The sequence below is a fragment of the Chelativorans intermedius genome, from assembly GCF_025398255.1.
GTDB lineage: Bacteria > Pseudomonadota > Alphaproteobacteria > Rhizobiales > Rhizobiaceae > Chelativorans > Chelativorans intermedius.
In genome coordinates this window covers 138,696-157,710 of sequence record NZ_JAODNW010000002.1, presented here as the reverse complement: position 1 = coordinate 157,710, position 19,015 = coordinate 138,696, and the positions used below count along the sequence as shown (strand labels likewise).

Here is a 19,015-nt window from a genome sequence, read left to right as displayed (position 1 = left end):
GCTCCTCCCAGAGGCTGGTTGCGGTGGATCAGGCCGCCACCGGCCGGCGCCACATGGCGCGTGTGAACCGGCTGGCGACAAAGGCGGTGTCGGTCAGGCAGGCGTTTCCCGCCGGGTTGGCCCCGGTGACGTGGAAATCGCTGAAGGCTGCCGACTGGTTGACATAGATGTTGCCGGTCAGGTTGACCGACAGGTTGACGGCGGCCGCAGCAAAGGCCCGGACGGCGCCGGCAATGCGCGTTTCGTCCCGGTCGTAGAGTGCTGCGGTGATCGCGCCCTTGCGGCGCGCAAGATCACAAGCGCGGGCAATCGCGGTATCGGCATCCTTCGCCGCGACCAGGAAGGCGATGGGGCCGAAACACTCGCTCTCGCAGGCCGGATCGCCGTCCTGCACAGCCACCAGCAGCGGCGTCGCGGTGCGCCCCTGCCCCAGCGGCGCAGAGTCGCGGACCACCCGGCCGAGCCGGCGCGCCTGGCGGACACGCTCCAGCGTCGCCGGGTTGGCGATGGCGCCGCAGATGCCGGCCGCGCGATCGGGATCGGACAGCAGCGCGTCGATGGCCGCGGCGAGCGCAGCACCCACCTCCTCGAAGCTCTTGTGGCCCTGATCGGTGTCGATCCCGCTTTCGGGCACATAGATGTTCTGCGGCGCGGTGCACATCTGCCCGGAATAAAGCGCCAGCGAAAACGCCAGATTGGCGCACATGCCGGCAAAATCATCCGTCGCGGCGATGACGACCGTGTTGACACCCGCCTCTTCGGTGAACAGCCGCGCCTGTCCGGCATGTTCGCGCAGCCAATCCGCAAAGGCACCGGAGCCGGTGTAGTCGATCAGCCGCACCGCCGGGTGGATCGCCAGTTCCTGCGTGATCTCGGCGCCCGCTTCGTCCACCGCCAGCAGCACCGCATCGGCGGGCAGGCCCGCCTCCACCAGAACCTCGCGCAGGCAGCGCACCGTCAGCGCCAGGGGCAGGATGGCGGCAGGATGCGGCTTGACGATCACCGGATTGCCGGTCGCCAGGCTGGCAAACAGGCCGGGATAGGAATTCCAGGTCGGAAAGGTGTTGCAGCCGATCGACAGGGAAAGGCCCGCCGGCACGATCGACCAGTGCTTTTCGAGCGTGATCGACCCCGCCCTGCCCTGCGGCTTTTCCCAGCGCGCCTGCCGGGCAAAGCGGGTCATCTCGTCCCAGGCCATGGCGACCGCCTCAAGGCCCCGGTCCTGCGCATGGGGTCCGCCCGCCTGAAAGGCCATCGCGAAAGCCTGGCCAGTGGTGTGCATGGTGGCGTGGGCCATCAGGAAGCTCATGCGATTGAGCCGCACCAGCGCTTCGAGGCAGGCCCCCACCCTGGCCTCGGGGCTGGCCTGGGCGAGGGCAGCCTGTGCCTTCTGCGCCGCCGCGATCAGCGTTTGCGGATCAGCCGCCGGATAACGGATTTCCAGCGCTCCGCCATGGGGGGATGTCTCGCTGCCGCGCAGCGCCTCATTCGGATGGCCGGGCAGGGCGAAGACGCCCCCGCACAGCGCCCGGAAGGCGGCCTCGCCCTCTTCCCGCGCGGTCTCGCCATAGATCCTGCCGCTTGGAATTTCAGGAAACGGGCTCCAGAACCCGCGCTCGCGCACAGCCTGCAGCGCAGCCTCCAACAGCGGCAGATGGCGGTCGAAAAACCCTGTCACGGCATTCTCCCCTCAATTCGCAGCTTTATCATTGACCGGCCGGTCGGTTTATGCAACAAAAATTTTCAAAACCTCCCGGACGACCGGAGCAAGGGAGTTATCGCATGACGGAGACTGTGCTGGAGGCCTTGGCCGATGGCGTTCTGACGCTGACGCTCAATCGCCCTGACAAGCTGAATTCCTTCAACACGGACATGCATCTGGCACTCAGAGCGGGCCTGCAGCGCGCCCATGACGATGCCAAGGTGCGTGCGGTGCTTCTGACAGGCGCCGGCCGTGGCTTCTGCGCGGGGCAGGATCTGGGCGACCGCGACCCGCGCAAGGGCGGCGAGGCGGTTGATCTCGGCCATACGCTGGAGACCTATTACAATCCTTCGCTGCGGCTGATCCGCGCGCTGGAAAAGCCGGTGGTCTGCGCGGTCAATGGCGTGGCTGCGGGGGCCGGCGCCAACATCGCCATCGCCTGCGACATCGTTCTGGCGGCAAAATCCGCGAAATTCGTCCAGGCTTTTTCCAAGATCGGGCTGGTGCCGGATGCCGGCGGTTCGTGGCTGCTGACGCGCATTCTGGGCGAGCCGCGCGCCAAGGCGCTCGCCCTGACCGCCGAGCCGCTGAGCGCGGAAAAGGCGGCGGAATGGGGCCTGATCTGGAAAGCGGTGGAGGACGAGCGCCTGATGGATGAGGCGATGGCGATGGCGAAATCGCTCGCCGCCGGGCCGACGGTGGGGCTGGGGCTGACCAAGCGGCTGATACAGCATGCCGCCACCAACGGGTTTGACGCGCAGCTCGATCTGGAACGGGACTGCCAGCGCCAGGCCGGCCGCAGCGCCGACTATGCCGAGGGTGTGGCGGCGTTCCTGGAAAAGCGCAAGCCGCATTTCAAGGGACGATGAGGGCGGCTGCCATGAAACCCGTATCCGACATGGCGCCTCAGGAACTCGCCGAAGCCTCGGCGCGGGCGATGTGGAATGACGATTCTGCCAGCCAGCGGCTGGGCATGAGCCTCGACCATATCGCCCCGGGCGAAGCGACGCTTTCCATGACGGTGACGGAGGCGATGTCGAACGGCCATGGCAATTGTCACGGCGGCTACATCTTCACCCTGGCCGACAGTGCCTTTGCCTTTGCCTGCAACAGCTACAACCAGATTGCCGTCGCGCAGCATTGCTCGATCACCTATCTGGTCCCCGGCCGCATCGGCGACCGGCTGACAGCCGTTGCGCGCGAGGTTTCGCGCCGCGGCCGCTCCGGCATCTACGACGTCCGGGTGATCAATCAGGATGGTGTGCATATGGCCGAGTTCCGCGGCCATTCCCGCACCGTCAAAGGCACCCACCTGCCGGTCGAATCCTGACCGCACCGCATCGCAAGGGAGGAAACCATGCATCCACTGACACCGGACAAGAAGGAGCTGGACCCGATCGAGACCGCCTCGCGCGACGAGATCGAGGCGTTGCAGTTCCACCGCATGAAGCGGTCGCTGAAACACGCCTTCAACCACTCGCCCTTCTACCGCAACCGCTTCATCGAACATGATGTCCATCCCGAAGACCTGAAGTCGCTCGCGGACATCGCGAAGTTCCCCTTCACCACCAAGCAGGATTTGCGCGACACCTACCCCTTCGGCATGTTCGCCGTGCCGCAATCGAAGCTGGTGCGCATTCACGGCTCGTCCGGCACCACCGGCAAGCCGACGGTGGTGGGCTACACCCAGGCCGACATCGACCATTGGGCGGACCTCGTCGCCCGCTCGATCCGGGCCGCCGGGGGGCGGCCGGGGGACATGGTTCACGTGGCCTATGGCTATGGCCTGTTCACCGGCGGGCTGGGCGCGCATTACGGAGCCGAGCGGCTGGGCTGCACCGTGGTGCCGATCTCGGGCGGCATGACCGAGCGGCAGGTGACGCTGATCAACGATTTCAGGCCGCGCATCATCATGGTGACGCCGAGCTACATGCTGTCGATCCTGGACGAGTTCCGCCGTCAGGGGCTCGACCCGCGCCAATCCTCCCTCGAGATCGGCATCTTCGGCGCCGAACCCTGGACCAATGCCATGCGGCGGGAGATCGAGGACGCCTTCGACATGCACGCCGTCGACATCTATGGGCTGTCCGAGATCATGGGGCCCGGCGTCGCCATGGAATGCGTCGAGACCAAGGACGGACTGCACATCTGGGAAGACCATTTCTATCCCGAGATCATCGACCCGGCGACTGGAGCGGTGCTGCCCGACGGCGAGACGGGTGAACTGGTCATCACCACGCTGACCAAGGAAGGGTTGCCGATGGTGCGCTACCGCACCCGGGACCTGACCCGGCTTCTGCCCGGCACCGCGCGCAGCATGCGCCGGATCGACAAGATCACCGGGCGCAGCGACGACATGATCATACTGCGCGGCGTCAACGTCTTCCCGACCCAGATCGAGGAGCAGATCCTGAAATGCAAGGGTCTTGCCCCGCATTTCCAGATCGAGCTGACCCGTTCGGGGCGCCTGGACAGCATGACCGTCCATGTCGAATGCGCGCCGGAGATGGCGGACGAGGCAGCCCGCGCCCATTCCGCCCGGGAACTGGCTCATCACATCAAGAGCGTGGTGGGCGTGTCGACGCGCATCGAGGTGAAGGATCCCGGCGCCATCGCCCGCTCCGAGGGCAAGGCCAGGCGGGTGGTTGACAATCGACCGAAGACATGATTCCGCATCGCGACACCGACACCACGTGCAGTCGCAACCCTTTAAGGCGGCGGGGGCTGATCGCCCCCTGACCCCTTCCCGTATCCCGGCTGCGGGCAAACGGACGACAAGAGGATGGCATGGCGCGGACACGGGCAGCCGATTTCGAGGAAAAGCAGCGCGACCTTCTGAACAAGGCCGCCGCAGTCTTTGCCGAACTTGGCATGGAAAAGGCGTCCATGGCGCAGATCGCGGCGCACAGCCAGATGTCGAAGGCGCTGCTCTACCACTACTATCCCAGCAAGGATGCGCTGATCTTCGCCATCGTCTTCACCCATCTGGAGGAGCTTGACGCTGCCATCGAGGAGGCTGACGACCCGCGCCTGCCCCCGCAGCAGCGCCTGCGCCGGCTGGTGGGCACCGTTCTCGACCGCTATCGCGGCGCCGACAACCACCACAAGGTGCAGCTGAGCGCCACCCCGGCCCTGCCGGAGGATATGAGGGCCAAGATCCTGGCCGTCGAGCGGCGCATCGTGCGCCGCTTTGCTGCCATCCTGCGCGAGATCAACCCTGGCCTCGACAATCCGCAACGCCCGCTGCTGACCCCGGTCACCATGTCGCTTTTCGGCATGATGAACTGGGTCTACATGTGGTTCCGCGAGGGCGGCCCCATCACGCGCGAGGACTACGCCGAGATCGCCACGACCCTCATCCTGGAAGGCATCAAGGCCGTGCGGTGAAGTCTGTCCGCGCCAGCGGCAGCGGATCGTACCGCGGCGCCTCGGCCCGGCGACGGTCCGGCTCGGGCGCCGCGAGCGGCTCGGCCGGGCGGAGCTTCTGCCGCGCTTCAAGCGCCAGCTGCCGATAGACGGCGGTGCCGCGCCGCTTCCAGTCGATTTCCTCGGGCGAAAGCGCCCGCACCACACGGGCCGGAGAGCCGACGGCGAGGCTGTTCGGCGCGATCCGCGCCCCGGCCTTCACGAAGGCCATGGCGGCGACGATCGTGTTTTCTCCGATCACCGCCTCGTCCATCACCACAGCGTTCATGCCGACCATGGCGTTGCGGCCGACATGGCAGCCATGCAGCACCGCGCCATGGCCGATATGGCCCTCTTCCTCGACCACGACATCCTTGCCGGGAAAGGAGTGCAGCACGCAGGTCTCCTGCACGTTGCAGCCCGGACGCAGCACGATGCGGCCGAAATCGCCGCGCAGCACGGCGCAGGGGCCGACATAGACGCCCGCCCCCACGATCACGTCGCCGATCACCACGGCCTCCGGATGGACGAAGGCGGCCGGATCCACGACCGGCACGATGCCGTCCCAGGCATAGATGCGGCTTGAGGGGCGCATTACCGTGCCGCCTCCTCCGGCGATTCTGGAGGCCACGTCTTGGCCACCATGGTCAGCACGTCGTACTGCGCCACCACGTCGCCCTTCTGGTTCGTCACCTGGCAGTCCCAGCGCACCTCGCCGTGATCGGCATTCTCGCGCGGGTTGATCTCCTTGCAGGTCAGGCGCACCTGAAGCGTGTCGCCGAAATAGACTGGCGTCAGGAAGCGCAGATTGTCGACCCCGTAATTTGCCAGCACCGGGCCGGGGTTCGGCTCGACGAAAAGGCCGGCGGCGAAGCTGGCCACCAGATAGCCATGCGCCACCCGATCGTCGAAGAACGGGTTCGCCCTGGCCGCCGCCTCGTCCATGTGGGCATAGAAGGTGTCGCCGGTGAAATGGGCGAAGTGCTCGACATCCTCGCGCGTGACGGTGCGCGTGTCGGTGATGAGCTGATCCCCGATGCGCAGCTCGGCCAGCGACTTTCGGAATGGGTGCACATCCCGGTTCACCTCGCCGCCCGGTACCCAGCGCCCGGTGACGGCCGACAGCAGCGCCGGCGCGCCCTGGACGGCCGTCCGCTGCATGTAGTGCTTGACGCCGCGCATGCCGCCCATCTCCTCGCCGCCGCCGGCCCGGCCCGGCCCGCCATGGACGAGCGGCGCCAGGGGCGAGCCATGGCCGGTCGATGTCTTGGCCGAGGCACGGTTGCCGATGAGCACCCGCCCATGGAAGGGGGCAAGGCCCAGAACCAGCTCCTCGGCGGCCTTCGGATCGTTCGTGAACACCGAGGAGACCAGCGAGCCCCTGCCCATCCGTGCAAGCGCCACCGCCTCGCCCGGATCGTCATAGGGCATGACGGTCGCGACCGGACCGAAGGCCTCGATCTCATGCACGGGCGCGGCCTCGAAGGGCTTGCCCGCATACAAGAGCACCGGATTGAGGAAGGCCCCCTTCGCGGCATCGCCCGAGGCCAGATGCACCACATCGGGATTGCCCGAGACGATCTCGGCCACCGCCTGCAGGTCGCGGATGCGGGCGCGCACCTCCTCGCGCTGTTCGAGGCTGGCCAGCGGCCCCATACGGGTGCCCTCGTCTCCCGGCAAGCCGACGGCGGTTCCCGCCAGCCGGTCGCCGAGCGCTGCAACCAGCGCGTCAAGCTGGGCGCGCGGCGCGATGACCCGGCGGATGGCAGTGCATTTCTGCCCGGCCTTGGCCGTCATCTCGCGCGCCACTTCCTTCACGAACAGATCGAATTCCGGGGTGCCCGCCACCGCATCCGGGCCGAGGATCGCGGCGTTCAGACTGTCCGCCTCCATGGTGAAGCGCACCGAATTGGCGACGATGGCCGGATGGGTTTTAAGCCTGCGCCCGGTTGCGGCCGAGCCGGTGAAGGTCACGGCGTCTTGCTCCGTCAGATGATCCAGGAGATCGCCCACAGACCCGCAGATGAGCTGAAGGGCGCCCTCAGGCAGGATTCCGGTCTCCACGATGCGCCGCACCGTCAGCTCGGTGAGGTAGGCGGTCTGGCTGGCGGGCTTGACCACGCAGGGCACGCCGGCAAGAAGCGTCGGGGCGATCTTTTCGAGCATGCCCCAGACGGGGAAGTTGAAGGCGTTGATGTGCACTGCAACGCCCTGCAGGGGCGTCAGGATGTGCTGGGCGCTGAACGTGTCGTCCCGGGACAGCCTTTCGACATCGCCATCCAACAGCACCCGGGTGTTCGGCAATTCGCGCCGCCCCTTGGAGGCAAAGGTGAGCATGGTGCCGATGCCGCCCTCGATGTCCACCCAGCCGTCGGCGCGGGTGGCACCGGTGTGCAGGCTTTCGGCGTAGAACTCTTCCTTCTGCGCCATCAGTGCCAGGCCCAGCGCCTTGAGCATGGCCGCGCGCTGGTGGAAGGACATGGCACGCAGCTTCGGTCCTGCCACGTCGCGTCCGTGGGCCAGCACGCGGGCGAAATCGATGCCGGAGGAATCGATCACGGCGACGGGCTCGCCGGTTGCGGCATCGCAGAGAGTCTTGCCCTGGGCGCTGGCGGGGACCCAGCGGCCACAGACATAGCTTTCAAGACGTCGCGGACTGGTCATCTTCGTTTCCCTGGTTCTTTCGTCATGGGATGGCGGGCCTGTCTGCAGCTTGCTGACATGTGGGGCCGCCGGTGCCGATTACAGGCCGAGCGCGGCCAGATGTTGCGCAGTCAACGCTTCCCAGCGCGACAGCAGCACCTCGTTGGGGCTGTGGCGCAGGCCAAAGCGCGCCAGCGTCTCGTAGCGGGCCGAGTTGGTGAGGCCGAAGCCCGCCGCCACGCGCGGCTGCCAATAGGCGACGGCCTGCCGGGCCTCTTCGCGCCCCGAATCCGTCGCCACGATCCGTGCCAACCCTTCCAGGCCCAGTTCGGCGTGGCGTGCCTCGCGCGGGGCGATCTTGCGGAACACCTCGGCCAGCGGACCATAGGAGACGCGGGTCAGCTCGCTCATCTGGATGCCGGTCGCCAGTCCCTGAAGCACGTTCATGACGACGGCGTCGGTCCAGCCGACGATCGGATAATGAAAGACCGACAGCCGCATGTCGCCGAGCCGGCGGGCAGCACCCAGATCGGCGTCGCGCGCCACCCGGGCCGCCCAGTCGTGGCTGGCCTGGTAGCGCGCCATGTCGGTGCCGAAATCGGCCATCACCTGCAGCACCCGCTCGGCATGATCGGCCTTTTCGAGGGTGATGCGGCTGGCGGCGATGCGTTCCTTGATGCCGGGCGCGAAGTTGATCGCCCCGGCGAAGCCGGCCGAGGCGGCCAGCTCGCTGTCCACGAAGGACGACATGAGGCGCAGAAGCTCGCCGCGATAGCGGGCGGGGACATTGTCGGGCGCGCTCAACACGCCGCCCTGCGCCAGATAGTCCTCGATGTTCATGCGGTCGGACATGGCTTTCTCCCTGCCCTGCGGATCATTCGTCATAGCTCACGACCACGCGGTCGCTGATCGGACGGGCCTGGCAGCTCAGCACGTAGCCGGCGCGCACCTCGTAATCCTCGAGCGCGTGGTTGACCGCCATCTCGACCTCGCCCTCCAGCACCTTGCAGCGGCATGTCGAACAGACGCCGGCCTTGCAGGAATAGGGCGCGTCCATGGCGTTGGCGAGCGCGGCATCCAGGATGGTTTCGCCCTCGCAGGGCATCTGGAAGCTGCGGGTGGTCCCGTCCAGCGTCACCGTGGCGGCCACGCCGTTGCCGGCGCGTGCCGCTTCGGCGCGCGGGACGGGGCGCACCTTTGCGCGGCCCGGCTGGCTGCTGGCGAACAGCTCGAACTTGATCTGATCATCGCGCAGCCCGTGCTCGCGCAGGCTGGCCGCGACGCTCAGCATCATCGCTTCGGGACCGCAGATGAAGACGGTGTCGATCGTCGCGGGGTCGATCCAGTGCCGAAACAGCGCCGCCATCTTTTCGGCGTCGATGCGGCCGGTAAACAGCTCGATCTCCTGTGCCTCGGCCTTGAGAACGTGCAGAACCGAAAACCGGCCGAGGTGAAGGTTCTTCAGATCCTCCAGCTCCTCGCGGAACATGATCGAGCTGACCTGGCGGTTGGCATAGACCAGGGTGAGGCGCGACTTCGGCTCGCGCGCCAGCACGGTCTTGATGATCGACAGTATCGGCGTGATGCCCGAGCCGGCGGCGATGGCCAGATAGTGTTTCTCTGCCTCGGGGTCGAGTTCGGTATGGAACTTGCCCATGGGCGGCATCGCCTCGATCTCGTCGCCGGGCGCAAGGTTCTCGTTCGCCCAGGTGCTGAAGGCGCCGCCCTCGACGCGCTTGATCCCCACCTTCAGACAGCCCTCGTCGACGCCGGCGCAGATCGAATAGCTTCGGCGCAGCTCCTCGCCGTCGAAATTGCGGCGAAAGGTCAGATATTGCCCCTGGGTAAAGCCGAACAGCGCACGGTCCTCGTCACGCGGCTCCAGGGTGACGACCACGGCGTCGCGCGTCTCGCGGCGCACGTCGATGACCTTCAGCGGATGGAAGCGTGCCATTTGGATGTCCTTCCTGAAGCGGAGCGCATTCTCAGATGCATTTGAAGTAATCGAAGGGTTCCAGACAGTCCTGGCAGCGATAGCTCGCCTTGCAGGGCGTCGAGCCGAACTGGCTGATCCGTTCGGTGTCGGTCGAGCCGCAGCGCGGGCAGGCGACGGTCACCCTCGCGCCGGTCATCCGAGCGATGCGCCCGGCCGCCACCCCGTCCGCCGCGGTGCCGTCCACGGGCGGCGCGATGCCGTAGGCGCGCAGCTTCTCGCGGCCCTCGGCGCTGATCCAGTCGGTGGTCCAGGGCGGGGTCAACTGGCGCTCCAGGCGCAGCTTGCGAACCCCCCGGCGGCGCAACGCGGTCTCGATGTCCAGATTGATGACGCTGGTCGCCGGACAGCCGGAGTAGGTGGGCGTGACCTTCACGACCAGCGTGTCGTCCTGCCATTCGACGCTGCGGATGATGCCGAGCTCGGTCAGGCTGATCACCGGGATCTCGGGGTCTGGCAGTTCAGACAGCCAGGCCCAGATCTGCTCCTCGCTGGGACGCGTTGCCGCAACCATGACACGTCACCAGCTTGCGCCCGGATAGGCCCGCTGCAGGAACTGCATCTCGGCCAGGATATAGCCCAGATATTCGCTGTGGATGCCCTGCTTGCCGCCCTTGTGGGCGAAGGTGCTGTCCGGGACCTGCAGCGTGGCATCGGTCATTACCTCGCGCACGGTCCGCTCCCACGCCGGGCGCAGGCTGGCCGGATCGGGCGCGATGCCGGCGTCGGCCAGTTCGGCATCCTTGTCGTCGCGCAGGAACATTTCCCCGGTATAGGGCCATAGCGCCTCCAGCGCCTCCTGCATGCGACGATGGCTTTCCTCGGTTCCGTCGCCCAGCCGCACCACCAGATCGGAGGAGCGTTCCAGATGATAGGCCACCTCCTTGCCCGCCTTGGCCGCGATTTCGGCCACGCGTGGATCCGAGGAGGCGCTCAGCCCCTTGAGCAGCTCGTGGTGATAGGCGTCGAACAGGAACTGGCGCATCAGCGTGTGGCCGAAATCACCGTTCGGGCGCTCGCAGATGAGCAGGTTGCGGAAGTCCCACGCATCGCGCAGATAGGCCAGATCGTCGGCCGAACGGCCCTTGCCTTCCACCGTTCCGGCAAGCTCCAGCCAGAGCTGGGTCTGGCCGATCAGGTCCAGCGCCACATTCGCCAGCGCGATGTCCTCCTCAAGCGCCGGCGCGTGGCCGCACCATTCGGACACGCGATGGCCGAGGATGAGGGCGGAATCGCCGATGCGCAGCAGCCCCTCGAAAAGGGCCTCGCGCGACACGCGGTCCGTTGCAGCGGCATGGGTCATCTCAGGCAGCGACGACATCACATGTGCCCCACGTCTTCGGGAATGTCGAAAAAGGTCGGATGGCGATAGATCTTGGCGTTCGACGGCTCGAACAGCGGCCCCTTGTCCGACGGGCTGGAGGCGGTGATGTCGCTGGAGCGCACCACCCAGATCGACACGCCTTCATTGCGGCGCGTATAGACGTCGCGGGCGTTCATGATCGCCATTTCGGCATCGGGCGCGTGCAGGCTGCCGACATGGCGATGGTTGAGCCCGTGCTGGCCCCGGATGAAAACCTCCCAGAGCGGCCATTCCTTGGACATTTGTCTCTCCCTGAACTTAGCGCGCGCGGGCGCGGCTGGCTTTGGGTTGCGCACTACTCGGCGGCAGCCGGGGCGCGGCGGGCTGCGGCCTTCTCGGCGTGGGCCATCAGTCCCTCGCGGAACCAGGCGCCGTCCTCCCAGGCTTTCACCCGGGCGGCGAGCCGGTCCCTGTTGCAGGGGCCATTGCCGGCGATGACCTCGAAGAACTCGGTCCAATCCGGCTCGCTGAAATCGTAGCCGCCCTTTTCCTCGTTCCATTTCAGCTTCGGGTCGGGGATGGTCAGGCCCAGATATTCCGCCTGTGGCACCGTCTGATCGACGAACTTCTGGCGCAACTCGTCATTGGTGTTGATCTTGATCTTCCAGGCCATGGACTGCGCGGAGTGCACGGAGTCCTTGTCGGAGGGGCCGAACATCATGAGCGCGGGATACCAGAAGCGGTTCAGCGCATCCTGGGCCATCCGCTTCTGCTCGGGCGTGCCCTGCGCCATCTTCATCATGATGGCGTAGCCCTGGCGCTGGTGGAAGGATTCTTCCTTGCAGATGCGGATCATGGCGCGGGAGTAAGGGCCGTAGGAGGTGCGTTGCAGCGGCACCTGGTTCATGATCGCCGCCCCATCGACCAGCCAACCCACCGCGCCGATGTCGGCCCAGGTCAGTGTCGGATAGTTGAAGATCGACGAGTACTTCATCTTGCCGGCATGCAGAAGCTCGGTCAGCTCGTCGCGGGAGACGCCGAGCGTCTCGGCGGCCGAATAGAGATAGAGCCCGTGCCCGGCCTCGTCCTGCACCTTGGCCAGCAGGATCGCCTTGCGCTCCAGCGTGGGGGCGCGAGTGATCCAGTTGCCCTCCGGCAGCTGGCCGACGATCTCGCTGTGGGCGTGCTGGCCGATCTGGCGGATCAGCGTCTTGCGATAGCCCTCCGGCATCCAGTCCTTGGGCTCGATCTTCTCGCCGCGATCGATGCGCTCCTGAAAGGCAAGCTCCTCGGGGCTCATGTCCTCGCGGGACTTCACCCCTTCCGATTTCACAAGTTGGGCATACATGGCTGGTTCTCCCCCTTTCGGGTCACACGCGTTCGATGATGACGGCGATGCCCTGTCCGACGCCGATGCACATGGCGCACAACGCGTAGCGCCCCCTGGTGCGATGCAGCTGGTACATCGCCGTCGTCACAAGCCGCGCCCCCGACATGCCAAGCGGATGGCCCATCGCGATGGCGCCGCCATTCGGGTTCACATGGGCAGCATCGTCGGGCAGGCCGAGCTCGCGCAGGGTGGCCAGTGCCTGGCTGGCGAAGGCTTCGTTCAGCTCGATTACATCCATCTGCCCGATGGTCAGCCCGGCACGCGCCAGCACCTTCTTGGCGGCCGGTGCCGGGCCGATGCCCATGATGCGCGGCTCGACTCCCACCGCCGCCATGGCGACGATGCGCGCCTTGGGCGTCAAGCCCTGCCTTTGCGCGGCCTGGCCCGACAGGATCGCCAATGCGGCGGCCCCGTCGTTGACACCCGAGGCATTGCCTGCGGTCACGGTCCGGTCGGGACCATTGACGCCCTTGAGCTTTGCGAGCGTCTCGACGGTGGTGCCGGGGCGCGGATGCTCGTCTGTATCGAAGATGACGGGCTCGCCCTTCTTCTGCGGGATGGTGACGGGCACGATCTCGTCGCGGAAGAGGCCGGCCTTCTGCGCAGCCTCCCAGCGGGCCTGGCTGCGCGCGGCGAAGGCGTCCTGATCCTCGCGGCTGATGTTGAAATCGGCGGCAACGTTGTCGGCGGTCTGCGGCATGGAGTCGATGCCGAACCTCTCCTTCATCACCGGGTTCACGAAGCGCCAGCCAATGGTGGTGTCGTAGACCGCATTGCTGCGCGAGAAGGCAGTCTCCGCCTTTGGCATCACGAAGGGGGCGCGGGTCATGCTCTCGACGCCGCCGGCGATGACGACGTCACAGTCGCCCGCCTTGATCGCCCTGGCTGCCATGCCGACCGCGTCCATGCCCGAGCCGCAAAGCCGGTTCACCGTGGTCGCCGGCACGCCGATCGGCAGGCCGGCCAGCAGGACGGCCATGCGACCGACATTGCGGTTGTCCTCGCCCGCCTGATTGGCGCAGCCGAAGATCAGGTCATCGACCGCCGACCAATCCACGCCCGGATTGCGCTCCATCAGCGCTTTCAACGGCAGGGCCGCCAGATCGTCGGCCCGGATCGGGGCCAGCGCCCCGCCATATCGACCAATCGGCGTGCGCACCGCATCACAGATGAAGGCGTCCTGCATGCTCTCTCCCTGTTGGCGCAAAGGGTCGGCACTCCTCAATTCGCCGACCGATTGGTCGATTTATACACCCAAAAGCATCACAAAGAAAGTGGTAATTTTGCATTTTTCGTGATGTTTTGGCATGTGAAATAAGGACGGGAGCGAGAAAAGCGGTGGGTCAGGCGGCGGCGAGGGTGAGATTTGCCAGCCGCGCCTCGCTTTCGGCGGTCCTTTCGGGCAGAAAGCCGTCGCTGCCCACGAAATGGGCACCGATCCAGCGCTCGGCGGCGGGGGAAAGCTGCCGGTAGAGGCTGCGGAAGAGCGCCCGCGCCTCGTGCCCCTTCCAGTCCGGCGGCAGGGCGGCCTGCGGCAGGCGCGGGTCGCGCAGCAACACGCCGCGATAGTCGTGCACCAGCAGCAGCCGGGCGATCAGCGCGGTTTCGTCCGACAGCGCAGCACCCACCTGCGCGAGCGGCGCGAACCGCGCGAGCATATCCACATATCGCTGGTGCAGCGCCGAAAGATCCCAGAAGCGGCCGATCCTGTCGAGTTCGGCCGGGTCTGCGGCACGGAACAGCAGCGCGCCCTCGGGTGCCGGCTGGCCACGATCGGGACGGATGAAGACCGCCCCGCCCATGTGGCCCATGCGCTGGCGGCGGGCCTCGTCTTCGCCAATTCCGGGAGCATGGAGAATCTGCCAGCCGCGCGACGGCACCTCGGCGCCATAGAGCATCCCCGCCGCCTGCTCGAACTCCTTCCTGGCCGAGGCATCGAGCCGATAGTAGCTGCGCCGTCCAAGCCGCTCGCCCCGCAGCCGCTGGGCTGCGACGAGGCGCGAGACGGCGGTTCGCACCAGCGTTTCGCTGATGCCCACGCGCTCGCAGACCTCGATCAGCGTGCCCGTCCACAGGACGCCGCCACGCGGCACGACCACATCGCCATAGACCGTCACGATGAACGCGGCCGAGCGCAATGCCATTCCTTCGAGGATTCCGTCGATCAACCGACGCTCGGTCATCCTGTCCTGCGGCATGTTCCCCACCGTCTGCAATCCTCGCCATAAGAGCCGGGAAAAGGGTCTTGTGCAACGCGGCCGGCCCGCGCGCAATCCCTTCGGCAAGGCGCCCCCGGCGTTGCTGCGGACCGTGATGTGCCAAGGGCGCCCGTGGTTGGCGAGCGCCGCCCAAGCGGGCAAAGAGCGCTGGCCGCCATACGGCAGGGCTTCCGCGCCTCAGGGCCTCGCCCGCCCGCCTTGCAGCAGACTGCGGCACTCGCGGTTTTGGGGTCGATGCCACCTTTGGGCGGGGACTCTATGGCTCAAAGTTCTCCACCTGCCGCCCAGATCGCGCCGCGACGCATGATTTCGGTGACCTGGGGCACCCTCAGATCATCGAGCTCGTGACCGATCGAACAATAGAAGACCCGGCCCTTGTTCCAGCGGCGCTTCCAGGCCACAGGCATCACCGTGCCTTCGATCCACCACAGGTGATCTCCCGAGAACGTCGTGGTCGCCAGCACCTCATTCGATGGATCCACCAGCATGTAATATTGCTCCGACCTCATCCGAAAGCTCTTGATTCCCTGAACGATCGGATCGGCGGGACGGCAGATCGTCACATCGTAGTCGATGTAGTCCTCCCTGGGCTGCAGGTTGTCGGGCCAGCCCGGCGGATGCGCCACGAACTGGCCGCCGATGAGAAAATGGTAGGTTGGCCGGTCGCGGAAGGCATCGCCCATGTGGCCATGCCAGCCGGCGATGCCACACCCGTTCGCAATGAGCTTCAAAAGCCCATCCTCCTGGGGCTTGGTCATGTTGCCGAATTCTTCGCGGTGCCCCGAGCGAGCCGAAGACCAGATCGGCGTAATGAGGCTGAGCTCGGCGAGATCTTCTGGGGTCTCGAGCGGCTCCAACGTGTCGTGGACATCGACTGTGAAGCCGTTTTCTTCAAGCAGCCCCCTGTACCAAACAGCGAAGTCGGTGGGGGCATGCCCCTTCCAGCCGCCAACAAAAAGCGCCGCTTTCATGTGTTTTTCCCTTTCATGAAATCGAGCATGGAGGCCATGTCCCGCTGGTCGTAGCCGGCTTCTTCGGCCTGTTTCAGCTTGTGGAGTGTCACGCGCGCCTGTGGCATCGGCACGCCGAAGCGTTCGGCCAACGCGATGGTCATTTCCATGTCCTTGCGCGCCAGTGCAACCGTGAACGTTACCGCGTGAGAAGCCTCGTCCAGATAAAGAGGTCGCCGATATTTCAGCATGGGTGCGCAGGCTGCGCTGGCTTCGATCGTGTCAAAAGCGATCCGCGGAGCGATCCCGGCTTCCTCGACCAGATTCATCGCCTCTGCGAGGGCTTGGTTGATGCCGTGGATCAGCGAATTGACGGCGAGCTTCATAACCGCGCCCGCACCCGTCTTCCCAAGGAAGATCGTCCGCTTGCCGATGGCCTCGAAAAGGGGCCTCAATGGCGCCGCGGTGGGTGCGTCGCTGCCAACCATGATCATCAGCTCGGCCGCTTCCGCCGCTTGAATTGCACCTGACACCGGAGCGTCGAGGACGACCGTGCCTGCGGGCGCGTTTCTGACGAGCTCCGCGATGTGATCAGGGCTCATTGTGCCCATTTCGATGAAGTGGTTTGCGCCTTTCCCGGAAAAGAGCCCGTCGGCTCCGAAATGCACGAGTGCGGACGACGGATCGTCGGCCAACATGGTGACCACCACATCTGTCCGGGTGGCAAGCTCGCGCGGCGTGCCGGCGACTTCGCATCCGATCTCGGCCGCCAGCGCCTCGGCCTTGGCCCGGCTACGGTTCCACACCGTCAGATCGTGGCCGGCACGGGCAAGATTGCGCGCCATGTGCATGCCCATCCGCCCCAGTCCGGCAAAACCCACCTGCATCATGCGGTGCTGTTCCCGTTCTCTGTGCCGATACCGGAAATCGCCTGGATCAGGTTTTCCTCGTTCACCTCATCCGAGGTGAAGGTGCGCATGATGCGACCGCAATACATGGCTATGATGCGGTCGCTGACGTGCAGCACTTCGGGCATTTCCGAGCTGATCACGATGACCGCATAGCCTTGGGCTGCCAGTTCGCGGATCAGATTGTGGATTTCCGATTTCGATCCCACGTCGATGCCGCGGGTCGGCTCGTCCAGGATCAGCACACTGGGGTGCATGGCAAGCCACTTGCCGATCACGATCTTCTGCTGGTTTCCCCCGGAGAGATTGCCGACAAGCTGCTTCCAGCCGGGCGTACGGATGTCGAGGCGATCGCGGTACTTGTCGAAAATCGCAATTTCGGATCCTTCGTCCACGAATGGCCCCGCCTTCAGATCGTCGATCTGCGGCAGGGTGATGTTGTCCCGGCAGTTCATTCCCAGGATCAGACCCTGGCCCTTGCGGTCCTCGGGCACCAACGAAATGCCTCGCGCGATGGCTTCAGCCGGGGAGGCGATGCGCACTTCCTTGCCGTCGAGCAGGATCTTTCCGTCGCTGGGATCGCGCAGTCCGAACAATGTTTCAGCGATCTCGGTGCGACCGGCGCCGACGAGGCCATAGAATCCGACCACCTCGCCGCGATATACCTCGAAGCTGATATCCTTGAACAAATGCCCGCAGGACAGGCCGCGCACCTCCAGCGCCACATCCCCAATCTCGTGATGGCTGACATTGCGGCTGAGATCGAGCTTGCGGCCGATCATCAGCTGGGTGACAGCCTCTTCATCCGTCTCGGCGGTGTTGACCGTGCCCTGATGGGTGCCATCGCGCAGAACGGTGATCCGGTCGGTGATGCGGAAAATCTCTTCCATACGATGCGAGATGTAGATGATCCCCACCCCGTGCGCCTTCAGATCCTCGATCACGTCGAACAGCACCACCTTTTCGGCATCGGTCAGCGAGGCCGTGGGTTCGTCGAAGATCACGGCCCTCGCATCGACGGTGAGGGCACGGGCGATTTCGACCATCTGCTGATTGGCGATCGACAGGCTTCCAACCAGGGTTCGGGCATCGAAGCCCACCTTGAGCTTTTCGAGAATCGCGTCTGTTCGCGAATAGAGCGTATCCCAGTCCACCAACCCGAACCGCTTGCGCGGCAGCTCGCCCAGATAGATGTTTTCCGCAACGGTCAGTTCCCCGGCGAGGCTCAGCTCCTGATGGATGAAGACGATGCCCCTGGCCTTCGCCTCAAGGGGCGAGGCCATGACGACGGGTTTCTCGTCAACGACGATCTGGCCCGCATCCGGCTGATAGATGCCGCCCAGCACTTTCATCAGGGTGGATTTGCCCGCGCCATTTTCCCCCATCAGGGCGTGCACCTCTCCCGGCAGGACGGAGAGGGAGACGTCGTCAAGAGCCCGGACGCCCGGGAAGGTCTTGACGATGTGCTCGAGGCGCAGGACCGGGGCCCGATCGATCATACCTTCAACTCCTCTTTGCCCTTGAGGTTGAGCTGGCGATCCAGGAACAACACGGCGATCAGGATCAGACCGATCACGAGATTGACGGTTTCGGTATTGGTGCCGATATGCGCGAGGCCCTTGCGAAGAAGCTGAATTGCCAGAACGCCCCCAAAGGTGGATATGATCGAGCCTGATCCGCCGGTCAGCTTGGTGCCGCCCAGAACGACGGCGGTGATGACCCAGAGCTCGTAGAGCTCGCCATCATTGGGGTTCACCGAGCCGGATTCCGAATAGAATACCACCGCCGAAAGCGCCGCCAGGAAACCGATGATCATGAAGTTGATCATCATATGGGGGCCAACGCGGATCCCGGCATTGACGGCGGCGGTGCGGTTGTCGCCTATGGCATAGGCGTTGCGTCCGTGGACGGTGCGGTTCATCAGGAACCAGATCGCCACGGTAACGAACAAAAGGAACCAGGTGGCGGTGTGCAGGCCCAGCCATTGCGCCTCGGCAAAATCCACCAGCGTCCAGTTCAGATGGCTGGTGGGTTGTTCGCCGTTGTACATGAACACCAGGCCGCGATAGCCGAGCATCGAGCCCAACGTCACGATGAAGGCGTCAACCCCCGTCTTCCAGACGATCAGGCCGTTCAGCGCGCCCAGCGCGATGCCGGTCAAGAGCGCCAGTGCCCAGGCGACCGGGATGACGCCGTCGCCCAGTCCGGCAAAGATCGGCCAGGTCAAGCTGTCCAGAAGCACGATCGCGCACAGGGCGAAGGTCGCGCCGACCGAAAGGTCGATATTGCCGTTGATCATGATGATGGTCATGCCCATGGCAATGATGCCCAGCGGAGCGGTCTGCTTCAGAAGCAGCAGCATGTTTCCCGCATCCATGAAGGCCTTGTCGCTGAGCGACAGGAACTCGCCCGCCACGGAGAAGAAGATCAGCTCCAGAACGATAAAGCCCCATATCGCTCCGCGTTTGAGAAACGTGCTGAGAGTACCCGCTTGCATGGTTT

19 protein-coding genes are annotated in these 19,015 nt (G+C 65.5%); 4 read left to right on the top strand and 15 right to left on the bottom strand.

Translation table 11 applies throughout. From position 1 onward, the window contains the following. Window positions 1–28: 28 nt before the first annotated feature. The gene (paaN, locus tag NYR58_RS02955) at window positions 29–1,678 is read right to left on the bottom strand and encodes a phenylacetic acid degradation protein PaaN (protein WP_261518979.1); all 1,650 of its coding nucleotides are present in this window, start codon (window positions 1,676–1,678) and stop codon (window positions 29–31) included. Window positions 1,679–1,782: 104 nt separating this feature from the next. Between paaN and paaG the strand changes: the two genes are divergently transcribed. From paaG to NYR58_RS02935, 4 genes are all read left to right on the top strand, one after another. Next, window positions 1,783–2,571: a 2-(1,2-epoxy-1,2-dihydrophenyl)acetyl-CoA isomerase PaaG gene (gene paaG, locus NYR58_RS02950; protein WP_261518978.1), complete on the top strand. Its 789-nt coding sequence runs from the start codon at window positions 1,783–1,785 to the stop codon at window positions 2,569–2,571. An 11-nt stretch (window positions 2,572–2,582) separates the two neighbouring features. Beyond that, window positions 2,583–3,032 carry a hydroxyphenylacetyl-CoA thioesterase PaaI gene (paaI, locus tag NYR58_RS02945; protein WP_261518977.1) on the top strand — a complete coding sequence of 150 codons (450 nt, stop codon included), beginning with the start codon at window positions 2,583–2,585 and terminating at the stop codon, window positions 3,030–3,032. A gap of 27 nt (window positions 3,033–3,059) precedes the next feature. Then, window positions 3,060–4,370 carry a phenylacetate--CoA ligase PaaK gene (gene paaK, locus NYR58_RS02940; RefSeq protein ID WP_261518976.1) on the top strand — a complete coding sequence of 437 codons (1,311 nt, stop codon included), beginning with the start codon at window positions 3,060–3,062 and terminating at the stop codon, window positions 4,368–4,370. A 119-nt stretch (window positions 4,371–4,489) separates the two neighbouring features. Further along, window positions 4,490–5,089 (top strand): TetR/AcrR family transcriptional regulator, encoded by a 600-nt coding sequence (locus tag NYR58_RS02935; protein ID WP_261518975.1) that lies wholly within the window; start codon window positions 4,490–4,492, stop codon window positions 5,087–5,089. Here NYR58_RS02935 and NYR58_RS02930 read toward each other — a convergent pair. The 14 genes from NYR58_RS02930 to NYR58_RS02865 form a co-directional block, all read right to left on the bottom strand. Beyond that, window positions 5,073–5,702, bottom strand: coding sequence for an acyltransferase (locus tag NYR58_RS02930; protein ID WP_261518974.1), 630 nt, complete (start codon window positions 5,700–5,702; stop codon window positions 5,073–5,075). The two genes, NYR58_RS02935 and NYR58_RS02930, sit on opposite strands and share 17 nt — an antisense overlap. Then, entirely contained in the window at window positions 5,702–7,771 is a 2,070-nt protein-coding gene (gene paaZ, locus NYR58_RS02925; protein ID WP_261518973.1) for a phenylacetic acid degradation bifunctional protein PaaZ, read from the bottom strand. The genes NYR58_RS02930 and paaZ overlap by 1 nt, the downstream gene beginning before the upstream one ends. 78 nt (window positions 7,772–7,849) lie before the next feature. Beyond that, the gene (locus NYR58_RS02920; protein ID WP_261518972.1) at window positions 7,850–8,602 is read right to left on the bottom strand and encodes a Phenylacetic acid catabolic protein; all 753 of its coding nucleotides are present in this window, start codon (window positions 8,600–8,602) and stop codon (window positions 7,850–7,852) included. 22 nt (window positions 8,603–8,624) lie between these two features. Further along, window positions 8,625–9,704 (bottom strand): 1,2-phenylacetyl-CoA epoxidase subunit PaaE, encoded by a 1,080-nt coding sequence (paaE, locus tag NYR58_RS02915; protein WP_261518971.1) that lies wholly within the window; start codon window positions 9,702–9,704, stop codon window positions 8,625–8,627. Window positions 9,705–9,735: 31 nt separating this feature from the next. Next, window positions 9,736–10,257: a 1,2-phenylacetyl-CoA epoxidase subunit PaaD gene (gene paaD / locus NYR58_RS02910; RefSeq protein WP_261518970.1), complete on the bottom strand. Its 522-nt coding sequence runs from the start codon at window positions 10,255–10,257 to the stop codon at window positions 9,736–9,738. A 6-nt stretch (window positions 10,258–10,263) separates the two neighbouring features. Next, window positions 10,264–11,064 carry a 1,2-phenylacetyl-CoA epoxidase subunit PaaC gene (paaC, locus tag NYR58_RS02905; RefSeq protein WP_378074526.1) on the bottom strand — a complete coding sequence of 267 codons (801 nt, stop codon included), beginning with the start codon at window positions 11,062–11,064 and terminating at the stop codon, window positions 10,264–10,266. Beyond that, window positions 11,064–11,348, bottom strand: coding sequence for a 1,2-phenylacetyl-CoA epoxidase subunit PaaB (gene paaB, locus NYR58_RS02900; protein ID WP_261518969.1), 285 nt, complete (start codon window positions 11,346–11,348; stop codon window positions 11,064–11,066). Before paaB ends, paaC begins: the two co-directional genes overlap by 1 nt. A gap of 53 nt (window positions 11,349–11,401) precedes the next feature. After that, window positions 11,402–12,394 (bottom strand): 1,2-phenylacetyl-CoA epoxidase subunit PaaA, encoded by a 993-nt coding sequence (gene paaA, locus NYR58_RS02895; RefSeq protein WP_261518968.1) that lies wholly within the window; start codon window positions 12,392–12,394, stop codon window positions 11,402–11,404. A gap of 22 nt (window positions 12,395–12,416) precedes the next feature. Beyond that, on the bottom strand, window positions 12,417–13,622 hold the full coding sequence (pcaF, locus tag NYR58_RS02890) for a 3-oxoadipyl-CoA thiolase (protein WP_261518967.1): 1,206 nt from the start codon (window positions 13,620–13,622) through the stop codon (window positions 12,417–12,419). A 157-nt stretch (window positions 13,623–13,779) separates the two neighbouring features. Next, window positions 13,780–14,634 (bottom strand): PaaX family transcriptional regulator C-terminal domain-containing protein, encoded by an 855-nt coding sequence (locus NYR58_RS02885; RefSeq protein WP_261518966.1) that lies wholly within the window; start codon window positions 14,632–14,634, stop codon window positions 13,780–13,782. Window positions 14,635–14,918: 284 nt separating this feature from the next. Next, window positions 14,919–15,626, bottom strand: a complete 708-nt coding sequence (locus NYR58_RS02880; protein ID WP_261518965.1) for a ThuA domain-containing protein — start codon at window positions 15,624–15,626, stop codon at window positions 14,919–14,921. Beyond that, entirely contained in the window at window positions 15,623–16,495 is an 873-nt protein-coding gene (locus NYR58_RS02875) for an NAD(P)-dependent oxidoreductase (RefSeq protein ID WP_261518964.1), read from the bottom strand. The genes NYR58_RS02880 and NYR58_RS02875 overlap by 4 nt, the downstream gene beginning before the upstream one ends. Next, on the bottom strand, window positions 16,492–18,012 hold the full coding sequence (locus NYR58_RS02870) for a sugar ABC transporter ATP-binding protein (protein ID WP_261518963.1): 1,521 nt from the start codon (window positions 18,010–18,012) through the stop codon (window positions 16,492–16,494). Before NYR58_RS02870 ends, NYR58_RS02875 begins: the two co-directional genes overlap by 4 nt. Then, on the bottom strand, window positions 18,009–19,010 hold the full coding sequence (locus NYR58_RS02865) for an ABC transporter permease (protein ID WP_261518962.1): 1,002 nt from the start codon (window positions 19,008–19,010) through the stop codon (window positions 18,009–18,011). Before NYR58_RS02865 ends, NYR58_RS02870 begins: the two co-directional genes overlap by 4 nt. Window positions 19,011–19,015: the final 5 nt, after the last annotated feature.